The following is a 16,477-nucleotide window of genomic DNA, read 5'->3' as shown; positions in this document are numbered from 1 at the left end:
GGCAGCTGTGTTTATGGGATTTCAATGGCCAAATAATCGCTCGCCCGTCGACGAACTTCATCGACGCGGGCCATATCGTTTGATTGCAGTGCCGCATCAAAATCGGTGATCACCCGGCCAATTTCTTCTCGCTCGTCACCCAGTGCCCGTGCCCATAACTCTTCCAGTTTGGCTTTAAAGGTTCGGTTAATGAGCATATCCCGCGGATAAATTTTCAATGCAGATAAGCGCGTCCGACTCTCTTCAATTTGCTGGGTACTTAACGTTACCGGGCTGTGGTTAATGACTCTGGACTTAACGCTGCCGTCTTCCAGAAGCACGTCAACTTCAAGCAACCCGTTGATATCATAACTAAAGCGAATGTCAATAGACTGATAAGTCCCGGTTTTCTTCAACGGCACATCGAAGGATTCCACCAGAATGTTATTTTTAACTTTGTGGTTTTCTCCCTGATAAACATTAACCGTAATTGAATCCTGCTCCGGGTGCATGGTCGAGTAAGTTTCTACACGCGACACCGGTACAGTGGTGTTTCGTTCAATTATCGGCGAGAAAATGCCGGAAACGCCCTGGCGGTTAACTTCAACGCCCAACGAGTAAGGGCAAATATCAGTGAGGATCACTTCTTCAATATCTTCACTGCGTAAGCGGCAGGCGGCCTGGATTGCTGCGCCCAGCGCGACAATAGTACTCGGGTCGTAACTTTGATACGGTAATTTGCCAAACAGACGCACCGCAATTCGCTGCACCAGGGGCATTTGCGACGCGCCGCCGACCAGTACCAGACTGTCGATCTGACTCGGCTTCAGACGCGCATCGCGCAATGCCTGTTCAATCGGCACTCGCAAGCGGTTAAGCAGAGGCAACCACAAATCTTCCAGTTCGTTCTCGTAAAATTCGCACTCCCGCGTTTCTTCCTGGTACTGCCAGCGAATGTGCATTGGCAATTGATTGCTACATTTTGCCGCTTCCACACAGGCGTACAGGGCAGCCAGTTCGCTCTCGTTAAGGGCTGTTTTGGCGACTTCCGCGCGTTTTAAAACTTCATCGACCAGCATATGAGTAAAATCTTCGCCACCGAGGAAGTTATCGCCCGCTGAGGCGTGAACTTCAATCACCGGCGTGGCGTACTCAAGCACCGTAACGTCAAACGTGCCGCCACCGAGATCAAATACCAGCGAGCGGGTGTTTTGTTGGGTATGCAGGCCATACGCCATCGCAGCTGCCGTTGGTTCATTAATCAGGCGAACTGCATTTAACCCGGCTAACTCTGCTGCTAAACGGGTATGCTTGCGTTGTTCATCACTGAAATAAGCAGGAACGGAGATCACCACATCTTTAATCGAACGTTGCAGAAATTCTTCAGCGTCTTCTTTTAATGAACGTAAGACCAAAGAGGACAATTCCGGTGCATTAAATGTGTCACTGCCTAAACGCCAGTTAGTATTACTGCCCATCGCGCGTTTAAATAACGCTGCGGTTTTATCAGGATGCGATGTGCGCCGTGATATAGCCGGTTTTCCGACTAAAATATGATTATTTTCATCCATGCTAATTATGGATGGCGTTAAATATTCACCGAATTTATTTGGAATTAATTGCGCGGCACCGTCTTTCCAGACAGCAATTAAACTATTGGTAGTACCGAGATCGATACCTATGGCGAGTTCTGCATTATCCATTGCATTTATATCTTGAAGGAAAAAGAGATATACAGATTAAGACCACCTTAATAACGCGTGGTGATCTTAATCAATGACGTGTATTAAGAGTAAAATTTCAGACGTTCAGCCAGTAAATCAACAAAGCCCTGACGATCAACATCGACCATTACAGTGGCATTCGGTTTATTGCCAGTCAGATAATAATAATCAACAACGGTCATCCCCTGGGTATATTTCCCCTGCGTTTCAACGCCGACCCAGCGCTCAACAGTGGTAAACAACTCCGGTTTCAACAGCCAGGCAATGGTGCACGGATCGTGCAGTGGCGCGCCGACAAAGCCCCATTTTTCGTCTTTATGATACTCGAGGAAGAAATCCAGCAGTTCGGCAACAATGGTGGAAATTGGGTTACCAATAGCGCGGAAACGCTCGGTGTCGTCAACGTGGATTTGCGCTTTGTGAGTAACATCCAGACCGGCCATCACCACCGGGATCCCTGACTGGAAGACAATCTCTGCTGCTTCCGGGTCCACGTAAATATTAAACTCGGCGGCTGGCGTCCAGTTACCAAGCCCCATCGCACCGCCCATAATCACGATTCGGGCAATTTTGCTATGCAGTTCCGGATGGCTATTGAGCAGCAAGGCGACATTAGTTTGCGGTCCGGTGGACACAATGGTGACAGGTTCATCACTTTCTCGCAGTGTTTTGGCCATCAATTCCATCGCCGTGCAGTTTTGTGGCGCAAACGCAGGTTCCGGCAATGCAGGGCCATCCAGACCGCTTTCGCCGTGCACGTTGTCCGCAATAATCAAATCACGCATTAACGGTTTCACAGCGCCGCCTGCCACCGGAATATCGGTGCGATTAAGCAAGGTCAACATACGCAGAACATTGCGTAAAGTTTTATCGGGCGTCTGGTTTCCGGCTGAAGATGTGATGGCTTTGACATCAAGCTCTGGTGAGGCGAGGGCGAGAACAATTGCGATAGCGTCGTCATGACCTGGGTCGCAATCTAACAGAATTGGCAGTGCCATTGTTGCTCCTTGTTGTGTGTTTCTTTGCGACAAGGGTAACGCCGGAATGTAACAGATACGAGGGCCGAAACGATAAAGCGTGAGATGGCGCGCACCTGGGTATGCGCGCCAGAAGGATTAGTGCAGGATTTTCGCGAGGAAGTCTTTTGCGCGGTCCGATTTCGGATCATCGAAGAAAGCGTCTTTCGGCGAGTCTTCGACAATTTTACCCTCGTCCATAAAGATCACCCGATTCGCCACTTTACGGGCAAAGCCCATTTCGTGGGTCACCACCATCATGGTCATTCCTTCGTTCGCCAGTTCGACCATCACGTCCAGCACTTCGTTGATCATCTCCGGGTCCAGCGCCGACGTTGGTTCGTCGAAAAGCATGGCAATAGGATCCATACACAGCGCGCGAGCGATTGCCACACGCTGCTGCTGACCGCCGGAAAGCTGCGCCGGAAACTTATTGGCATGTGCGGAAAGCCCCACGCGCTCCAGTAGTTTCAGGGCCTTTTCACGCGCAGGCGCTTTATCGCGTTTAAGCACTTTCACCTGCGCCAGGGTCAGGTTTTCGATAATCGACAGATGGGGGAACAGTTCAAAATGCTGGAACACCATGCCGACGCGGGAACGTAGCTTTGCCAGATCGGTTTTCTTATCGTTAACCACGATGCCATCAACGGTGATTTCACCTTGCTGCACCGGTTCAAGGCCGTTGACGGTTTTAATCAGCGTTGATTTGCCGGAACCAGACGGGCCGCAAACCACTACCACTTCGCCTTTTTTCACTTCGGTTGAGCAGTCGGTCAGCACCTGAAAGTGACCATACCATTTTGAAACATTTTTCAGGGTAATCATTATGCTGTCCTTCTTTTCAAGTAGCTGACCAACAACGACGCGCTAAGGCTAATAACGAAATAAACAAATCCGGCAAACAGGATCATCTCAACCTGCGTACCATCACGCTCACCAATGGTTGAGGCGGTACGGAAGAAATCGGCCAGAGATAACACATACACCAGTGAGGTATCCTGAAACAGTACGATGCCCTGAGTGAGCAGCAGCGGCACCATCGCGCGGAACGCCTGCGGCAGAATAATCAGTTTCATCGACTGCCAGTGAGTCATTCCCAACGCCAGAGCGGCGCTCGACTGACCACGAGAAATACTTTGAATACCGGCGCGGATAATCTCTGAATAGTAGGCCGCTTCAAACATCGAAAACGCCACCATCGCAGAAATTAAACGGATATCGGTTTTCGGCGATAATCCCAGCACGTTTTGCAGAAAACCCGGCACAATCAGGTAAAACCACAACAGTACCATCACCAGTGGGATCGAACGGAACACGTTAACGTAGGCTTTGGCAAACCAGGCAACAGGCGCAAAACTGGACAAGCGCATCACCGCCAGCATGGTGCCCCACAAAATACCAATCACGACTGCCGTGACGGTGATTTTTAGGGTGATTACCAGCCCGTCGAGCAGATATGGCAGGGAAGGGACAATGGAACTCCAGTCAAACTCGTACATTATTTGCCCCCCATATTGCCGGGCAGGCGAACTTTACGTTCAACCAGCGTCATCACCAGCATGATAAAAGCGTTAATCAACACATACGCCAGCGTGATGGCGGTAAACGACTCCCAGGCGTGAGCCGAGTAGTCGAGCAATTTACCCGCCTGCGCCGCCATATCAACAAGACCGATGGTCGAGGCGATGGCGGAGTTTTTCACCAGGTTCATCATCTCGGAAGTCATCGGCGGGACGATAACGCGATAAGCATTAGGCAGCAGTACGTAGCGGTAAGCCTGCGGTAGCGTCAGACCCATCGCCAGCGCGGCATTTTTTTGCCCACGCGGCAGCGACTGAATAGCGGCGCGTACCTGTTCGCAAACACGGGCGGCGGTAAACAGCCCCAGGCAGAGCATGGATGAAAGGAAAAACTGAATATTGGGATCCAGCTCGGCCTTAAACCACATGCCGATTTTCTCTGGCAGCAGCTCCGGGATCACCAGATACCAGGTAAAGAATTGCACAATCAACGGCACGTTGCGGAACAGTTCGACATACAACGTACCCAGACCGGAGAGAAAACGGTTTGGAACGGTACGTAAAATGCCGAAAAATGAACCGACGAGGAAAGCGATAATCCAGGCGCAGATCGACAAAGCGATCGTCACCTGAAAACCACTCCAGATCCAACCAAGATAGGTGGTGTTGCCGAACGGGGCTTGTTGTAAAAAAATACCCCAGTTCCAGTCTATAGACATAAATCTACTCCAGAAAAAAGAGGGTAGCAGCGTTAACTGCTACCCTCGAAGATTGTTACCCAGCGTATTGCGGTTTTCAGGCCCGATGGGGAACGACCATCAGGCGTATAGTCTGTCCGTGCTACGTAACAATCGAGAGGGCTGGAATTTCCGCCCCTGGTTCTTGTAATTAGTTCAGTGCCTTGTCATTCGGTTCTTTGAACAGTGCTTTCATTTCGTCCGACAGTTCGAAATTCATGTTCAGGTTTTTCGGCGGAATTGGATTTTTGAACCACTTATCAAACCATTTTTCCGCTTCACCGGAGGTCTGCACCTGAGCGATGGTGTCATCCATCAGCTTTTTGAACTGCGGGTCGTCTTTACGCAGCATGCAACCGTAGGCTTCCTGAGACTGCGGCTTGCCGACGATTTCCCAGTTGTCTGGTTTCTTCGCTTTCGCACGTTCACCGGCCAGCAGAGCGTCATCCATCATAAAGGCAACAGCGCGGCCGCTTTCCAGGGTGCGGAAAGAGTCACCGTGGTCTTTGGCGCTGATGATGCGCATGTTCATTTTTTGCTCTTCATTCAGTTTGTTGAGCAGAACTTCAGAGGTGGTGCCGGAAGTGACTACGACGGCTTTGTCTTTCAGGTCGGCAAAATCTTTAATATCGCCGCCTTTTTTGGTCAGAAGACGCGTCCCGACCACGAAAATAGTGTCGGAGAAAGCCGCCTGTTTCTGGCGTTCGAGGTTGTTGGTGGTAGAACCACATTCAAAATCGAAAGTGCCGTTTTGCAGCAGCGGAATACGGTTTTGTGAGGTGATCGGAATCAGTTTCACCTGCAAGTCCGGTTTGTTAAGTTTCTTTTTCACTGCTTCAACAATGGCGTTGGAGTAATTCTGTGAATAACCCACCACTTTTTGCTGATTGTCGTAATAAGAGAAAGGCACCGAAGATTCACGGTGACCGACGACAATCACGCCGTTTTTAGCGATTTTGTCCAGAGTACTACCTGCTGCCGGGGCGGCGTCATCTGCCTGTGCCAGGCCTGCGGAAAGCGCCAGGGCCAGGATTGCTGTGGCAGGTTTACGTAATTGCATATCCAACTCCTTTATCTTCTGCGTTAAAAACGCATGGATACCCGTTGTGAGTGTTTGTGTTGTTATCATCTGCAACTTTATTGTGCAGTGTTGTGCTTGTTAGGTAACATTTAGTTTGGCTAAATGTAAAGATAATGCTGTTTTATTGTTTGTTTTTGCGAGATGCGCCGCACCATTCCGAAGCAAAATTCTTAAAATGCACTCTTTTGGTGCTACCGATGGATTGCTGTGGTGCAACCAGGTTGCGCTAATGCCGGTTCAGGGTTTGCCTTGTATAACAAAGCAATAGATGTGCCAGAAATGGACAGAAGAACGGTGAAGGCGGAAAAGGTGTGCATGCCGCATCCGGCAAGCGTGCCGAAATACGGGATGTATTCCGGCACGATAAGAAGGGATTATTTACGTCGCTGACGCAGACTCATCAACACAGCAGCAAAACCAAACAGTGCCGTCAGCACCCACAGCGGCCAGTTGCCGGTACGTGCGTATGGTGTGAGTCCGGTGGTCGGCGTCACGTTAGTGGTTAACACCTCGCGGGTGAACTGCGGGATCATCGCCTGAATCTCACCCTGCGGGCCAATCACCGCCGTAATGCCGTTGTTGGTGCTGCGCAACAGTGGGCGCGCCAGCTCCAGCGCACGCATTCGCGCCATCTGGAAGTGCTGCCATGGACCAATAGACTTACCAAACCACGCATCGTTGGAGATAGTCAGCAGATAGTCGGTATCCGGGCGGAAGTTATCGCGCACTTGCTCGCCGAGAATGATCTCGTAGCAAATAGCCGCAGTAAGCTCAATACCATTTGCCGACAGCGGCGGCTGGATATATGGCCCACGGCTGAACGATGACATCGGCAGATCAAAGAACGGTGCTAACGGACGCAGAATCGACTCCAGCGGAACAAACTCGCCAAACGGCACCAGATGGTTTTTGTTATAGCGATCGGCTGATTCGTAGCTGTACGGCGCACCTTTACCCAGCGTGATGATGGTGTTGTAGGTATCGTAGCGGTTCTGCTTATTGAGGCGCGCGTCGACAATCCCGGTGATCAGCGAACTCCCGTTCTCGCGCAGCATGCCGTCCAGTTCTTTGAGTAACGGTTGCTGATTAATTTCCAGATCGGTTATCGCTGACTCCGGCCAGATAATCAGCGACGATTTGCCCATCAGCGGTGCCGTCGCGTTGTAGTAAATCTTCAACGTATTAAGAAGCTGGCTTTCATCCCACTTCAGCGATTGCGGAATATCGCCCTGAACCATCGAAACCTGAATGGTTTTCTCCGGTTGTGGGGTAAACCACTGGATGTAACGCAGCGGGAAGGGAAGGGCAAACAGCACGACGGCTACCACCAGCGGACGCCAGTTGCGTTTAACCAGCGCCAGCGCCAGCAGGCCACTTACCATCATCAACAGGAAGTTAATGGCTTCCACACCCATTATCGGTGCCAGTCCTTTTAACGGCCCGTCAATCTGGCTATAGCCGAACTGCAACCATGGGAAACCAGTTAGCACCCAACCGCGCAGAAACTCGGTCACTTGCCAGAGGGCAGGGGCGGCAATCGCCACGCGCAGCCAGGTGGTTTTCGGCCACAGTCGCGACAGCACGCCAGCAAACAGTCCGGTATACAGCGACAGATACGCCGCCAGCAGTACCACCAGGAAGATGTTAACCGGGCCAGGCATTCCGCCAAAGGTCGCGATACTGACATAGACCCAGTTAATACCGGTGCCAAACAGGCCAAATCCCCAGCAAAAGCCAATAGCGGCAGACTGAAGTGGACGGCGGTTAAAGGTCAGCGTCTGAAGCCCCATCAGCGAAATAATCGCCGCAGGCCAGACGTCGTAAGGAGAGAAGGCCAGCGTTCCGCAGGCACCGAATAATAACGCCAGCAGCAGGCGAATGCGCTGGCGTTCAATTAATGAGGCAAAAGCCATGTAGTTATCTATCCAGTTTCGGTTTTATTCATCCAGCTTCGGCTGGGGTGAGTCATCCGGGATTTTGACATGAACCTGAATAATACGCCGACTATCGGCCATCGCCACTTTGAACTGGTAACCGTCGATGTCGATAGTTTCGCCACGCGCCGGAAGATGCCCAAATGCCTGCATCACCAGACCACCGATAGTGTCAACCTCTTCATCGCTAAAGTGGGTGCCGAACGCTTCGTTGAAATCTTCAATGGAAGCCAGTGCGCGCACGGTCCAGGTATGACGACTCAGCTGACGGAAGTCGATATCATCTTCTTCGTCATACTCGTCTTCAATCTCACCAACAATCAGTTCCAGGATGTCTTCAATGGTCACCAGACCGGAAACCCCACCGAATTCGTCAATGACGATCGCCATGTGGTAACGCTGAGAGCGAAACTCTTTCAGCATCCGGTCTACGCGCTTACTTTCAGGAACGACAACCGCCTGACGTAACACTTTGTCCATGCTGAAGGCTTCAGCATCGCTGCGCATAAACGGCAGCAAGTCTTTCGCCATCAGAATCCCTTCAATGTGATCTTTGTCTTCGCTAATCACCGGGAAACGTGAGTGGGCGGACTCGATGATGACATCAAGGCATTCGTCCAGCGTCTGGTTGCGTTTCAGGGTAATCATCTGGGAGCGGGGGATCATGATGTCGCGAACGCGTTGGTCTGCGATGTCCATCACCCCTTCGAGCATATCGCGCGTATCTTCGTCGATAAGGTCGTTCTGCCCGGAATCACGGATCAGCGCCAGCAGTTCGTCACGGTTTTTCGGTTCACCGTGGAAAAGTTGGCTGAGTAACAGGGAGAAAAATCCCTTCTTGTTGCTTATCGTGTCACTACTGTGTGAATTGTCGTCGCTCATGGCGTCGTATGGGTTCTCATGTTAGTTAATCAAAACGCCGTCGTTAATCACCAACGGCGGGGACGTTTACCAGTCAAATGGCTGGCAAATTATTCTTTCTCGGCAATGTACGGATCCTCATAGCCCAGAGCAAGCATAATCTCTGTTTCGAGGGCTTCCATCTCCTCTGCTTCGTCATCTTCGATGTGATCGTAACCTAACAAATGCAGACTGCCGTGTACCACCATATGCGCCCAGTGCGCTTCAAGCGGTTTGCCTTGCTCCTTGGCTTCTTGTTCAACGACCTGACGGCAGATAACCAGATCGCCCAGCAGCGGCATTTCCATGCCCGGCGGTGCTTCAAACGGGAAGGAGAGCACGTTGGTTGGCTTATCTTTACCGCGATAAGTCAGATTAAGATCGTGGCTTTCGGCGGTATCGACCAGGCGAATGGTCACTTCTGACTCTTCCTGAAACTGCGGGATCACCGCATTCAGCCATGTCTGAAACTGGCTTTCTTCCGGTAGCCCGGAGTTATCTTCACATGCCAGTTGTAAATCGAGGATCACCTGACTCATTTTTGTTCCTGTTCTTCGCGCTTGCGTTCTGCCGCCAGCGCTGCTTTACGTTTTTGTTCGGCTTCTTCCCAGGCTTCATAGGCGTTAACGATACGCGCCACCACCGGGTGACGAACCACGTCTTCGCTGTGGAAGAAGTTAAAGCTGATCTCTTCGACATCGGCCAGCACTTCGATGGCATGACGTAAGCCTGATTTAGTATTACGCGGCAGGTCGATCTGTGTGACGTCGCCGGTGATAACCGCTTTTGAGTTAAAACCGATACGGGTCAGGAACATCTTCATCTGTTCGATGGTGGTGTTCTGGCTCTCATCGAGAATAATAAACGCGTCGTTCAGCGTACGACCACGCATATAGGCCAGCGGCGCGACTTCAATAACGTTGCGCTCAATCAGTTTCTCGACTTTCTCAAAGCCAAGCATTTCAAACAGCGCGTCGTACAGTGGGCGCAGATACGGGTCTACTTTCTGGCTTAAATCGCCAGGCAGGAAGCCCAGTTTCTCACCGGCTTCGACCGCCGGACGAGTCAGCAGAATACGGCGAATTTCCTGACGCTCCAGGGCATCAACTGCTGCAGCCACTGCCAGGTAGGTTTTACCCGTACCCGCCGGGCCAACGCCGAAGGTAATGTCATGGTCGAGAATATTGGCAATGTACTGCGCCTGGTTTGGCGTGCGCGGCTTAATTACGCCGCGTTTGGTCTTGATATTGACCGCTTTGCCGTACTCCGGCACGCTTTCTGCGCTTTGTTCCAGCACTCGCGCTTCTTTAATCGCAAGGTGGATCTGTTCCGGTTCGATATCCTGAATCTGACCGCGCATTGGGGCGGTATCGACATACAAGCTGCGCAGAATGTCTGCCGCGGCGGTGACGCAAATCGGACGGCCAGTCAGTTTAAAGTGGTTATCGCGGCGATTGATCTCGATGCCGAGACGGCGTTCGAGCTGCTTGATGTTGTCATCAAACGGGCCGCACAGGCTCAACAGACGCGCGTTGTCTGCTGGCTCCAGGGTGATTTCGCGAGTGTCTATGTTCAAACCGTTCCTCTTATCTGTATGCCGCCGGAAGCTGAACATTCACCGGCCTATAAGGAAATTATTCACGCCACAGGAAAAAGGCGCAAGCATTGCGATAAAGATGGGGATAAACAGAGAAAAAACAAGGCCCACCGGAACGGCGGGCCTGTGATTATTGACGAAGTGCGTGCTGTTCATGCCGGATGCGGCGTAAACGCCTTATCCGGCCTACAAATTCATGCGAATTCAATATATTGCTGGAATCATGTAGGCCTGATAAGCGTAGCGCATCAGGTAATTTGCATTTGTCGTCAGTCTCAAAACTTACCAGATCGGCGGACCTGAAAATTACGGCTGATAATAACCCACGCCCAGGTCATTTTCTTTACGGGTACGGGCAATCACCGATTCCGGTGTTTCTGCAACGCGCAGACCCATTTCGTCTTCAGTACGCACCACTTTACCGCGCAGGGAGTTCGGGTAGACGTCAGTAATTTCTACATCGACGAATTTACCGATCATATCTGGCGTGCCCTCGAAGTTGACCACGCGGTTATTTTCGGTACGCCCGGAAAGCTCCATGATGCTCTTACGTGAAGTCCCTTCTACCAGAATACGCTGGGTGGTGCCGAGCATCCGGCGGCTCCATGCCATCGCCTGCTGGTTAATGCGCTCTTGCAGAATATACAGACGCTGCTTCTTCTCTTCTTCCGGAACATCATCAACCATATCGGCGGCTGGCGTACCCGGACGTGCGGAGAAGATAAAGCTGTAGCTCATGTCGAAATTGACGTCGGCAATCAACTTCATGGTTTTCTCGAAGTCTTCGGTGGTTTCACCAGGGAAGCCGACGATGAAGTCAGAACTGATCTGAATATCCGGACGCGCCGCACGCAGTTTACGGATGATCGCTTTGTACTCCAGCGCCGTATGGGTACGGCCCATCAGGTTCAGAATGCGATCGGAACCGCTCTGTACCGGCAGATGCAGGAAGCTCACCAGCTCCGGCGTGTCGCGGTACACTTCGATGATATCGTCGGTGAATTCGATCGGATGGCTGGTGGTAAAGCGAATACGATCGATCCCGTCGATGGCGGCAACCAGACGCAGCAGATCGGCAAACGATCCAGTGGTGCCGTCGTAGTTTTCACCACGCCAGGCGTTCACGTTTTGACCGAGCAGGTTGACTTCACGCACGCCCTGAGCTGCAAGCTGGGCAATCTCAAACAGAATATCGTCGGACGGACGGCTTACCTCTTCACCACGGGTGTAAGGCACCACGCAGTAGGTGCAATATTTATTGCAGCCTTCCATGATGGAGACAAACGCGGTCGGCCCTTCGGCGCGCGGTTCCGGCAGACGGTCAAACTTCTCGATTTCCGGGAAGCTGATATCTACAACCGGGCTGCGGTCGCCGCGCACGGAGTTGATCATCTCCGGCAGACGGTGCAGCGTTTGCGGCCCAAAAATAATATCGACATAGTGGGCGCGCTGGCGAATGTGCTCGCCTTCTTGCGATGCCACGCAGCCACCGACGCCGATAATCAGGTCTGGATTCTTCTCTTTTAACAGTTTCCAGCGACCCAACTGATGGAAGACTTTTTCCTGAGCCTTCTCGCGGATTGAGCAGGTGTTCAGCAGCAGCACATCCGCTTCTTCCGCCACGTCGGTCAGTTGATAGCCGTGGGTGGCATCCAGCAGATCGGCCATCTTCGATGAATCGTACTCGTTCATCTGACAGCCCCAGGTTTTAATATGGAGTTTTTTGGTCATCGACTTGCTCTTGCGAAATAGTAGCCAGGAATGCAGGGCGCATAGTGTAATGCTTTGCTGCCGTTGTGACCAGTATGAGCGTTATCAGCCCTTGGGGGTAAAAATCCTGTAAACTTAAAGCATATTGCTAACAGGATAATTGACCATGACAAATCAACCAACGGAAATTGCCATTGTCGGCGGAGGAATGGTCGGCGGCGCACTGGCGCTGGGGCTGGCACAGCACGGATTTTCGGTAACGGTGATCGAGCACGCAGAACCTGCGCCGTTTGTCGCTGACAGCCAGCCGGATGTGCGGATCTCAGCGATCAGCGCCGCGTCGGTGTCTCTGCTTAAAGGTTTAGGTGTCTGGGACGCGGTACAGGCCATGCGTTGCCATCCTTATCGCAGACTGGAAACCTGGGAGTGGGAAACGGCGCATGTGGTGTTTGATGCAGCCGAATTAAAGTTGCCGCTGCTTGGCTATATGGTAGAAAACACTGTCCTGCAACAGGCGTTGTGGCAGGCACTGGAAGTGCATCCGAAAGTAACGTTACGTGTGCCAACCTCGCTGATTGCGCTTCATCGCCATAATGATCTTCAGGAGCTGGAACTGAAGGGCGGTGAAGTGATTCGCGCGAAGCTTGTGATTGGTGCCGACGGGGCAAATTCGCAGGTGCGGCAAATGGCGGGAATTGGCGTCCATGCCTGGCAGTATGCGCAGTCGTGTATGTTGATTAGCGTACAGTGTGAGAACGATCCTGGCGATAGCACCTGGCAACAGTTTACCCCGGACGGGCCGCGCGCGTTTTTGCCGCTGTTTGATAACTGGGCATCGCTGGTGTGGTATGACTCTCCGGCACGTATTCGCCAGTTGCAGAATATGAATATGGCGCAGCTACAGGCGGAAATCGCGAAGCATTTCCCGTCGCGTCTGGGTTACGTGACGCCGCTTGCCGCAGGTGCGTTTCCGCTGACGCGCCGCCATGCGTTGCAGTATGTGCAGCCGGGGCTTGCGCTGGTGGGTGATGCCGCGCACACCATCCATCCGCTGGCGGGGCAGGGGGTGAATCTTGGTTATCGTGATGTCGATGCCCTGATTGATGTTCTGGTGAACGCCCGCAGCTATGGCGAAGCGTGGGCCAGTTATCCGATCCTCAAACGTTACCAGATGCGGCGTATGGCGGATAACTTCATTATGCAAAGCGGTATGGATCTGTTTTATGCCGGATTCAGTAATAATCTGCCGCCGCTGCGTTTTGTGCGTAATCTCGGGTTAATGGCGGCGGAGCGTGCTGGCGTGTTGAAGCGTCAGGCGCTGAAATATGCGTTAGGGTTGTAGCCTTACAACATTGCCGGATGCGTGCCAACCGTAGGTCGGATAAGACGCGGCAGCGTCGCATCCGACATTGAAGGATAAGACGTGTCAACGCTATTCAGGACGGGTCACAGAAAAGCAAAAAGCTCGCCGAAGCGAGCTTTTTTAATGTGGCTGGGGTACGAGGATTCGAACCTCGGAATGCCGGAATCAGAATCCGGTGCCTTACCGCTTGGCGATACCCCAACAGGGCGCACTTACAAAGTAAGCGTCTTGAATAGATTGGCTGGGGTACGAGGATTCGAACCTCGGAATGCCGGAATCAGAATCCGGTGCCTTACCGCTTGGCGATACCCCAACAAATTTGTTTTTGAATTTGCCGAATCTATTCGACAGATTCAGAATTTGGTGGCTACGACGGGATTCGAACCTGTGACCCCATCATTATGAGTGATGTGCTCTAACCAACTGAGCTACGTAGCCAGATTATTTCTTCGATGGCTGGGGTACCTGGATTCGAACCAGGGAATGCCGGTATCAAAAACCGGTGCCTTACCGCTTGGCGATACCCCATTAACCGGGCGGTGAACCGCTTACTCGAAGAAGATGGCTGGGGTACCTGGATTCGAACCAGGGAATGCCGGTATCAAAAACCGGTGCCTTACCGCTTGGCGATACCCCATCCGTACAACGCTTTCTGGTGAATGGTGCGGGAGGCGAGACTTGAACTCGCACACCTTGCGGCGCCAGAACCTAAATCTGGTGCGTCTACCAATTTCGCCACTCCCGCAAAAAAGATGGTGGCTACGACGGGATTCGAACCTGTGACCCCATCATTATGAGTGATGTGCTCTAACCAACTGAGCTACGTAGCCATCTTTTTTCGCGATACCTTATCGGCGTTGCGGGGCGCATTATGCGTATAGAGCCTTGCAGCGTCAACCTCTTTTTCAAGGAAAATTGCTCGAAAGTGACTGTTTGGTTAGGTTGCGAACAGCGTGGCGCTATATTCGTCAATTATTGTTTACTTTGTGTTTTTTCTACAACCTGCAGCAGTTCGTTTGTCATAGAGAATGAAATTCGGAATTCAACAATAGTGCCGGGAAATTAATCTATGAAATACTGGACTACAGTGATGAGTTGTCAAACAGCGATGTGGCAAATCCGGAACATTTCCTTACCGCGTATCAGAATCAACAGACTCCTCAATAACAAAAAACGCCCCGGATTTAACCGGGGCTGTTTCGCATTTCTTACTTATACGCCGACTGGTGAACGCCAACCGCGCGACCAGACGGATCGTCCATTTTTTTGAACGCTTCATCCCATTCGATCGCTTTAGCGGAAGAACAAGCGACGGAAGGACCGCCCGGCACGCACTCAGCGGCGCTCGGAAGCGGGAACAGTTCTTCAAAGATTTCCCTGTACAGATACGCTTCTTTTGAGGTAGGCGTGTTGTACGGGAAGCGGAAGCGGGCAGTTTCGAGCTGTTGATCGGTAACCTGCTGCGCTGCCACTTCTTTCAGGGTGTCGATCCAACTGTAACCGACGCCATCGGAGAACTGCTCTTTCTGCCGCCAGGCCACGCTTGCAGGTAGGTATGACTCAAAACATTCACGCAGGATGTGTTTTTCCATTTTGCCGTTACCGCACATTTTATCCTGTGGGTTAATGCGCATCGCCACATCAAGGAATTTTTTGTCGAGGAACGGAACGCGCGCTTCCACGCCCCAGGCTGACATCGCTTTGTTGGCACGGGCGCAGTCATACATATGCAGGGCCAGCAGTTTACGCACTGTCTCTTCATGCAGTTCTTTGGCGTTCGGCGCTTTGTGGAAGTAAAGATAACCACCAAACACTTCGTCAGAACCTTCACCGGACAGCACCATTTTAATGCCCATCGCCTTGATCTTACGCGACATTAAATACATCGGTGTTGAAGCGCGAATAGTGGTCACATCATACGTTTCGATGTGGTAAATCACGTCGCGGATGGCATCCAGACCTTCCTGTACAGTGAAGTGAATTTCGTGATGCACCGTGCCCAGATGGTTTGCCACTTCCTGGGCTGCTTTCAGGTCAGGAGAACCTGGCAGACCTACGGCAAAGGAGTGCAACTGCGGCCACCAGGCTTCAGATCGTTCCTGATCTTCCACGCGACGAGCAGCGTATTTCTTGGTGATAGCGGAAATGATTGAGGAATCCAGACCACCAGAAAGCAGCACACCGTAAGGCACGTCAGACATCAGATGGCTTTTCACGGAATCTTCCAGCGCCTGACGCAGTTCGTTTTTGTCGGTCACGTTATCTTTCACCGCATCGTAGTCGAACCAGTCGCGATGATAATAAGAACGGATTTCGCCGTCCTGACTCCACATATAGCTCCCCGCCGGGAACTCTTTAATCGTGCGGCATACCGGCACCAGGGCTTTCATTTCTGAGGCCACATACAGCTGACCATGTTCGTCATAGCCCATATACAGTGGGATGATCCCCAGATGGTCGCGACCAATCAGATATGCATCTTTTTCGCTGTCATACAGGGCAAAGGCGAACATACCCTGCAAATCGTCGAGAAACTCCGGCCCTTTTTCCTGATACAGCGCGAGGATCACTTCGCAGTCAGACCCTGTCTGGAACTGGTAACGATCGCCATACTCGGCGCGCAGTGCCTGGTGGTTGTAGATTTCACCGTTTACCGCCAGCACATGAGTTTTTTGTTGGTTGTAGAGAGGTTGTGCACCCGCGTTAACGTCAACAATTGACAGACGTTCGTGGGCGAGAATGGCGTTATCGCTGGCATAAATACCGGACCAGTCCGGGCCGCGATGACGCATCAGGCGTGACAGCTCGAGTGCTTTTTTACGCAGTTCAACTGCGTCTGTTTTGATATCGAATACGCCAAAAATTGAACACATAACCTTCTCCGTTAACCTGGTGTTTGCTGCTTGTTGTGTTTGC

Annotated in this window: 13 protein-coding genes and 7 tRNA genes; 1 reads left to right on the top strand and 19 read right to left on the bottom strand. The window is 51.9% G+C overall.

The genetic code is table 11. The features are described 5' to 3' along the window. Nucleotides 1-11 precede the first annotated feature (11 nt). The 11 genes from hscC to miaB form a co-directional block, all read right to left on the bottom strand. A complete protein-coding gene (hscC, locus tag D9742_RS16895) occupies nt 12-1,682 on the bottom strand; it encodes a molecular chaperone HscC (RefSeq protein WP_130237647.1) in 1,671 nt (556 codons plus the stop codon). An 83-nt stretch (nt 1,683-1,765) separates the two neighbouring features. Then, on the bottom strand, nt 1,766-2,701 hold the full coding sequence (rihA, locus tag D9742_RS16890; protein WP_130237646.1) for a pyrimidine-specific ribonucleoside hydrolase RihA: 936 nt from the start codon (nt 2,699-2,701) through the stop codon (nt 1,766-1,768). A gap of 117 nt (nt 2,702-2,818) precedes the next feature. Further along, the gene (gene gltL, locus D9742_RS16885; RefSeq protein ID WP_000631384.1) at nt 2,819-3,544 is read right to left on the bottom strand and encodes a glutamate/aspartate ABC transporter ATP-binding protein GltL; all 726 of its coding nucleotides are present in this window, start codon (nt 3,542-3,544) and stop codon (nt 2,819-2,821) included. Next, entirely contained in the window at nt 3,544-4,218 is a 675-nt protein-coding gene (gltK, locus tag D9742_RS16880) for a glutamate/aspartate ABC transporter permease GltK (protein ID WP_000272828.1), read from the bottom strand. Before gltK ends, gltL begins: the two co-directional genes overlap by 1 nt. After that, nucleotides 4,218-4,958, bottom strand: a complete 741-nt coding sequence (gene gltJ / locus D9742_RS16875) for a glutamate/aspartate ABC transporter permease GltJ (RefSeq protein WP_000020941.1) — start codon at nt 4,956-4,958, stop codon at nt 4,218-4,220. The genes gltK and gltJ overlap by 1 nt, the downstream gene beginning before the upstream one ends. A 169-nt stretch (nt 4,959-5,127) precedes the next feature. Beyond that, nucleotides 5,128-6,036 carry a glutamate/aspartate ABC transporter substrate-binding protein GltI gene (gene gltI / locus D9742_RS16870; protein WP_130237645.1) on the bottom strand — a complete coding sequence of 303 codons (909 nt, stop codon included), beginning with the start codon at nt 6,034-6,036 and terminating at the stop codon, nt 5,128-5,130. A gap of 395 nt (nt 6,037-6,431) precedes the next feature. Further along, nucleotides 6,432-7,970, bottom strand: coding sequence for an apolipoprotein N-acyltransferase (gene lnt, locus D9742_RS16865; protein WP_130237644.1), 1,539 nt, complete (start codon nt 7,968-7,970; stop codon nt 6,432-6,434). A gap of 24 nt (nt 7,971-7,994) precedes the next feature. Beyond that, a complete protein-coding gene (gene corC / locus D9742_RS16860; protein ID WP_001278605.1) occupies nt 7,995-8,873 on the bottom strand; it encodes a CNNM family magnesium/cobalt transport protein CorC in 879 nt (292 codons plus the stop codon). An 89-nt stretch (nt 8,874-8,962) separates the two neighbouring features. Further along, nucleotides 8,963-9,430 carry an rRNA maturation RNase YbeY gene (ybeY, locus tag D9742_RS16855; protein WP_130237643.1) on the bottom strand — a complete coding sequence of 156 codons (468 nt, stop codon included), beginning with the start codon at nt 9,428-9,430 and terminating at the stop codon, nt 8,963-8,965. Further along, complete coding sequence (locus D9742_RS16850) at nt 9,427-10,467, bottom strand: PhoH family protein (RefSeq protein ID WP_001018040.1); 1,041 nt, start codon at nt 10,465-10,467, stop codon at nt 9,427-9,429. The genes ybeY and D9742_RS16850 overlap by 4 nt, the downstream gene beginning before the upstream one ends. Nucleotides 10,468-10,794: 327 nt before the next feature. Further along, nucleotides 10,795-12,219 (bottom strand): tRNA (N6-isopentenyl adenosine(37)-C2)-methylthiotransferase MiaB, encoded by a 1,425-nt coding sequence (gene miaB, locus D9742_RS16845; RefSeq protein ID WP_000162740.1) that lies wholly within the window; start codon nt 12,217-12,219, stop codon nt 10,795-10,797. A 145-nt stretch (nt 12,220-12,364) separates the two neighbouring features. Here miaB and ubiF point away from each other — a divergent pair, with 145 nt between their 5' ends. After that, nucleotides 12,365-13,540 (top strand): 3-demethoxyubiquinol 3-hydroxylase, encoded by a 1,176-nt coding sequence (gene ubiF / locus D9742_RS16840; protein ID WP_130237642.1) that lies wholly within the window; start codon nt 12,365-12,367, stop codon nt 13,538-13,540. Between the two features lie 147 nt (nt 13,541-13,687). Here ubiF and D9742_RS16835 read toward each other — a convergent pair. The 8 genes from D9742_RS16835 to asnB form a co-directional block, all read right to left on the bottom strand. Continuing rightward, nucleotides 13,688-13,762 (bottom strand) — tRNA-Gln (locus D9742_RS16835). 37 nt (nt 13,763-13,799) lie between these two features. Continuing rightward, a tRNA-Gln gene (locus tag D9742_RS16830) sits at nt 13,800-13,874 on the bottom strand. Nucleotides 13,875-13,922: 48 nt separating this feature from the next. Beyond that, nucleotides 13,923-13,999, bottom strand: a tRNA-Met gene (locus tag D9742_RS16825). 15 nt (nt 14,000-14,014) lie between these two features. Beyond that, nucleotides 14,015-14,089, bottom strand: a tRNA-Gln gene (locus D9742_RS16820). Between the two features lie 34 nt (nt 14,090-14,123). Further along, nucleotides 14,124-14,198 (bottom strand) — tRNA-Gln (locus D9742_RS16815). A gap of 23 nt (nt 14,199-14,221) precedes the next feature. After that, nucleotides 14,222-14,306: transfer RNA gene (locus D9742_RS16810), tRNA-Leu, on the bottom strand. Between the two features lie 8 nt (nt 14,307-14,314). After that, nucleotides 14,315-14,391 (bottom strand) — tRNA-Met (locus D9742_RS16805). Nucleotides 14,392-14,769: 378 nt separating this feature from the next. Further along, nucleotides 14,770-16,434: an asparagine synthase B gene (gene asnB / locus D9742_RS16800; RefSeq protein ID WP_130237641.1), complete on the bottom strand. Its 1,665-nt coding sequence runs from the start codon at nt 16,432-16,434 to the stop codon at nt 14,770-14,772. Nucleotides 16,435-16,477: the final 43 nt, after the last annotated feature.

Origin of the sequence: Escherichia sp. E1V33, from assembly GCF_004211955.1 — a bacterium.
Taxonomy (GTDB): Bacteria; Pseudomonadota; Gammaproteobacteria; order Enterobacterales; family Enterobacteriaceae; genus Escherichia.
The sequence above is the reverse complement of the archived record's forward strand: the minus strand, read 5'-3'. Positions and strand labels throughout refer to the sequence as shown.

What these genes read in the sequence shown, in the direction of transcription:
- lnt (WP_130237644.1), bottom strand. Translation starts at nt 7,970, where the DNA reads ATGGCTTTTGCCTCATTAATTGAACGCCAGCGCATTCGCCTGCTGCTG.
- asnB (WP_130237641.1), bottom strand. Translation starts at nt 16,434, where the DNA reads ATGTGTTCAATTTTTGGCGTATTCGATATCAAAACAGACGCAGTTGAA.
- hscC (WP_130237647.1), bottom strand. Translation starts at nt 1,682, where the DNA reads ATGGATAATGCAGAACTCGCCATAGGTATCGATCTCGGTACTACCAAT.
- ubiF (WP_130237642.1), top strand. Translation starts at nt 12,365, where the DNA reads ATGACAAATCAACCAACGGAAATTGCCATTGTCGGCGGAGGAATGGTC.
- gltI (WP_130237645.1), bottom strand. Translation starts at nt 6,036, where the DNA reads ATGCAATTACGTAAACCTGCCACAGCAATCCTGGCCCTGGCGCTTTCC.
- rihA (WP_130237646.1), bottom strand. Translation starts at nt 2,701, where the DNA reads ATGGCACTGCCAATTCTGTTAGATTGCGACCCAGGTCATGACGACGCT.
- gltJ (WP_000020941.1), bottom strand. Translation starts at nt 4,958, where the DNA reads ATGTCTATAGACTGGAACTGGGGTATTTTTTTACAACAAGCCCCGTTC.
- corC (WP_001278605.1), bottom strand. Translation starts at nt 8,873, where the DNA reads ATGAGCGACGACAATTCACACAGTAGTGACACGATAAGCAACAAGAAG.
- gltL (WP_000631384.1), bottom strand. Translation starts at nt 3,544, where the DNA reads ATGATTACCCTGAAAAATGTTTCAAAATGGTATGGTCACTTTCAGGTG.
- gltK (WP_000272828.1), bottom strand. Translation starts at nt 4,218, where the DNA reads ATGTACGAGTTTGACTGGAGTTCCATTGTCCCTTCCCTGCCATATCTG.
- miaB (WP_000162740.1), bottom strand. Translation starts at nt 12,219, where the DNA reads ATGACCAAAAAACTCCATATTAAAACCTGGGGCTGTCAGATGAACGAG.
- ybeY (WP_130237643.1), bottom strand. Translation starts at nt 9,430, where the DNA reads ATGAGTCAGGTGATCCTCGATTTACAACTGGCATGTGAAGATAACTCC.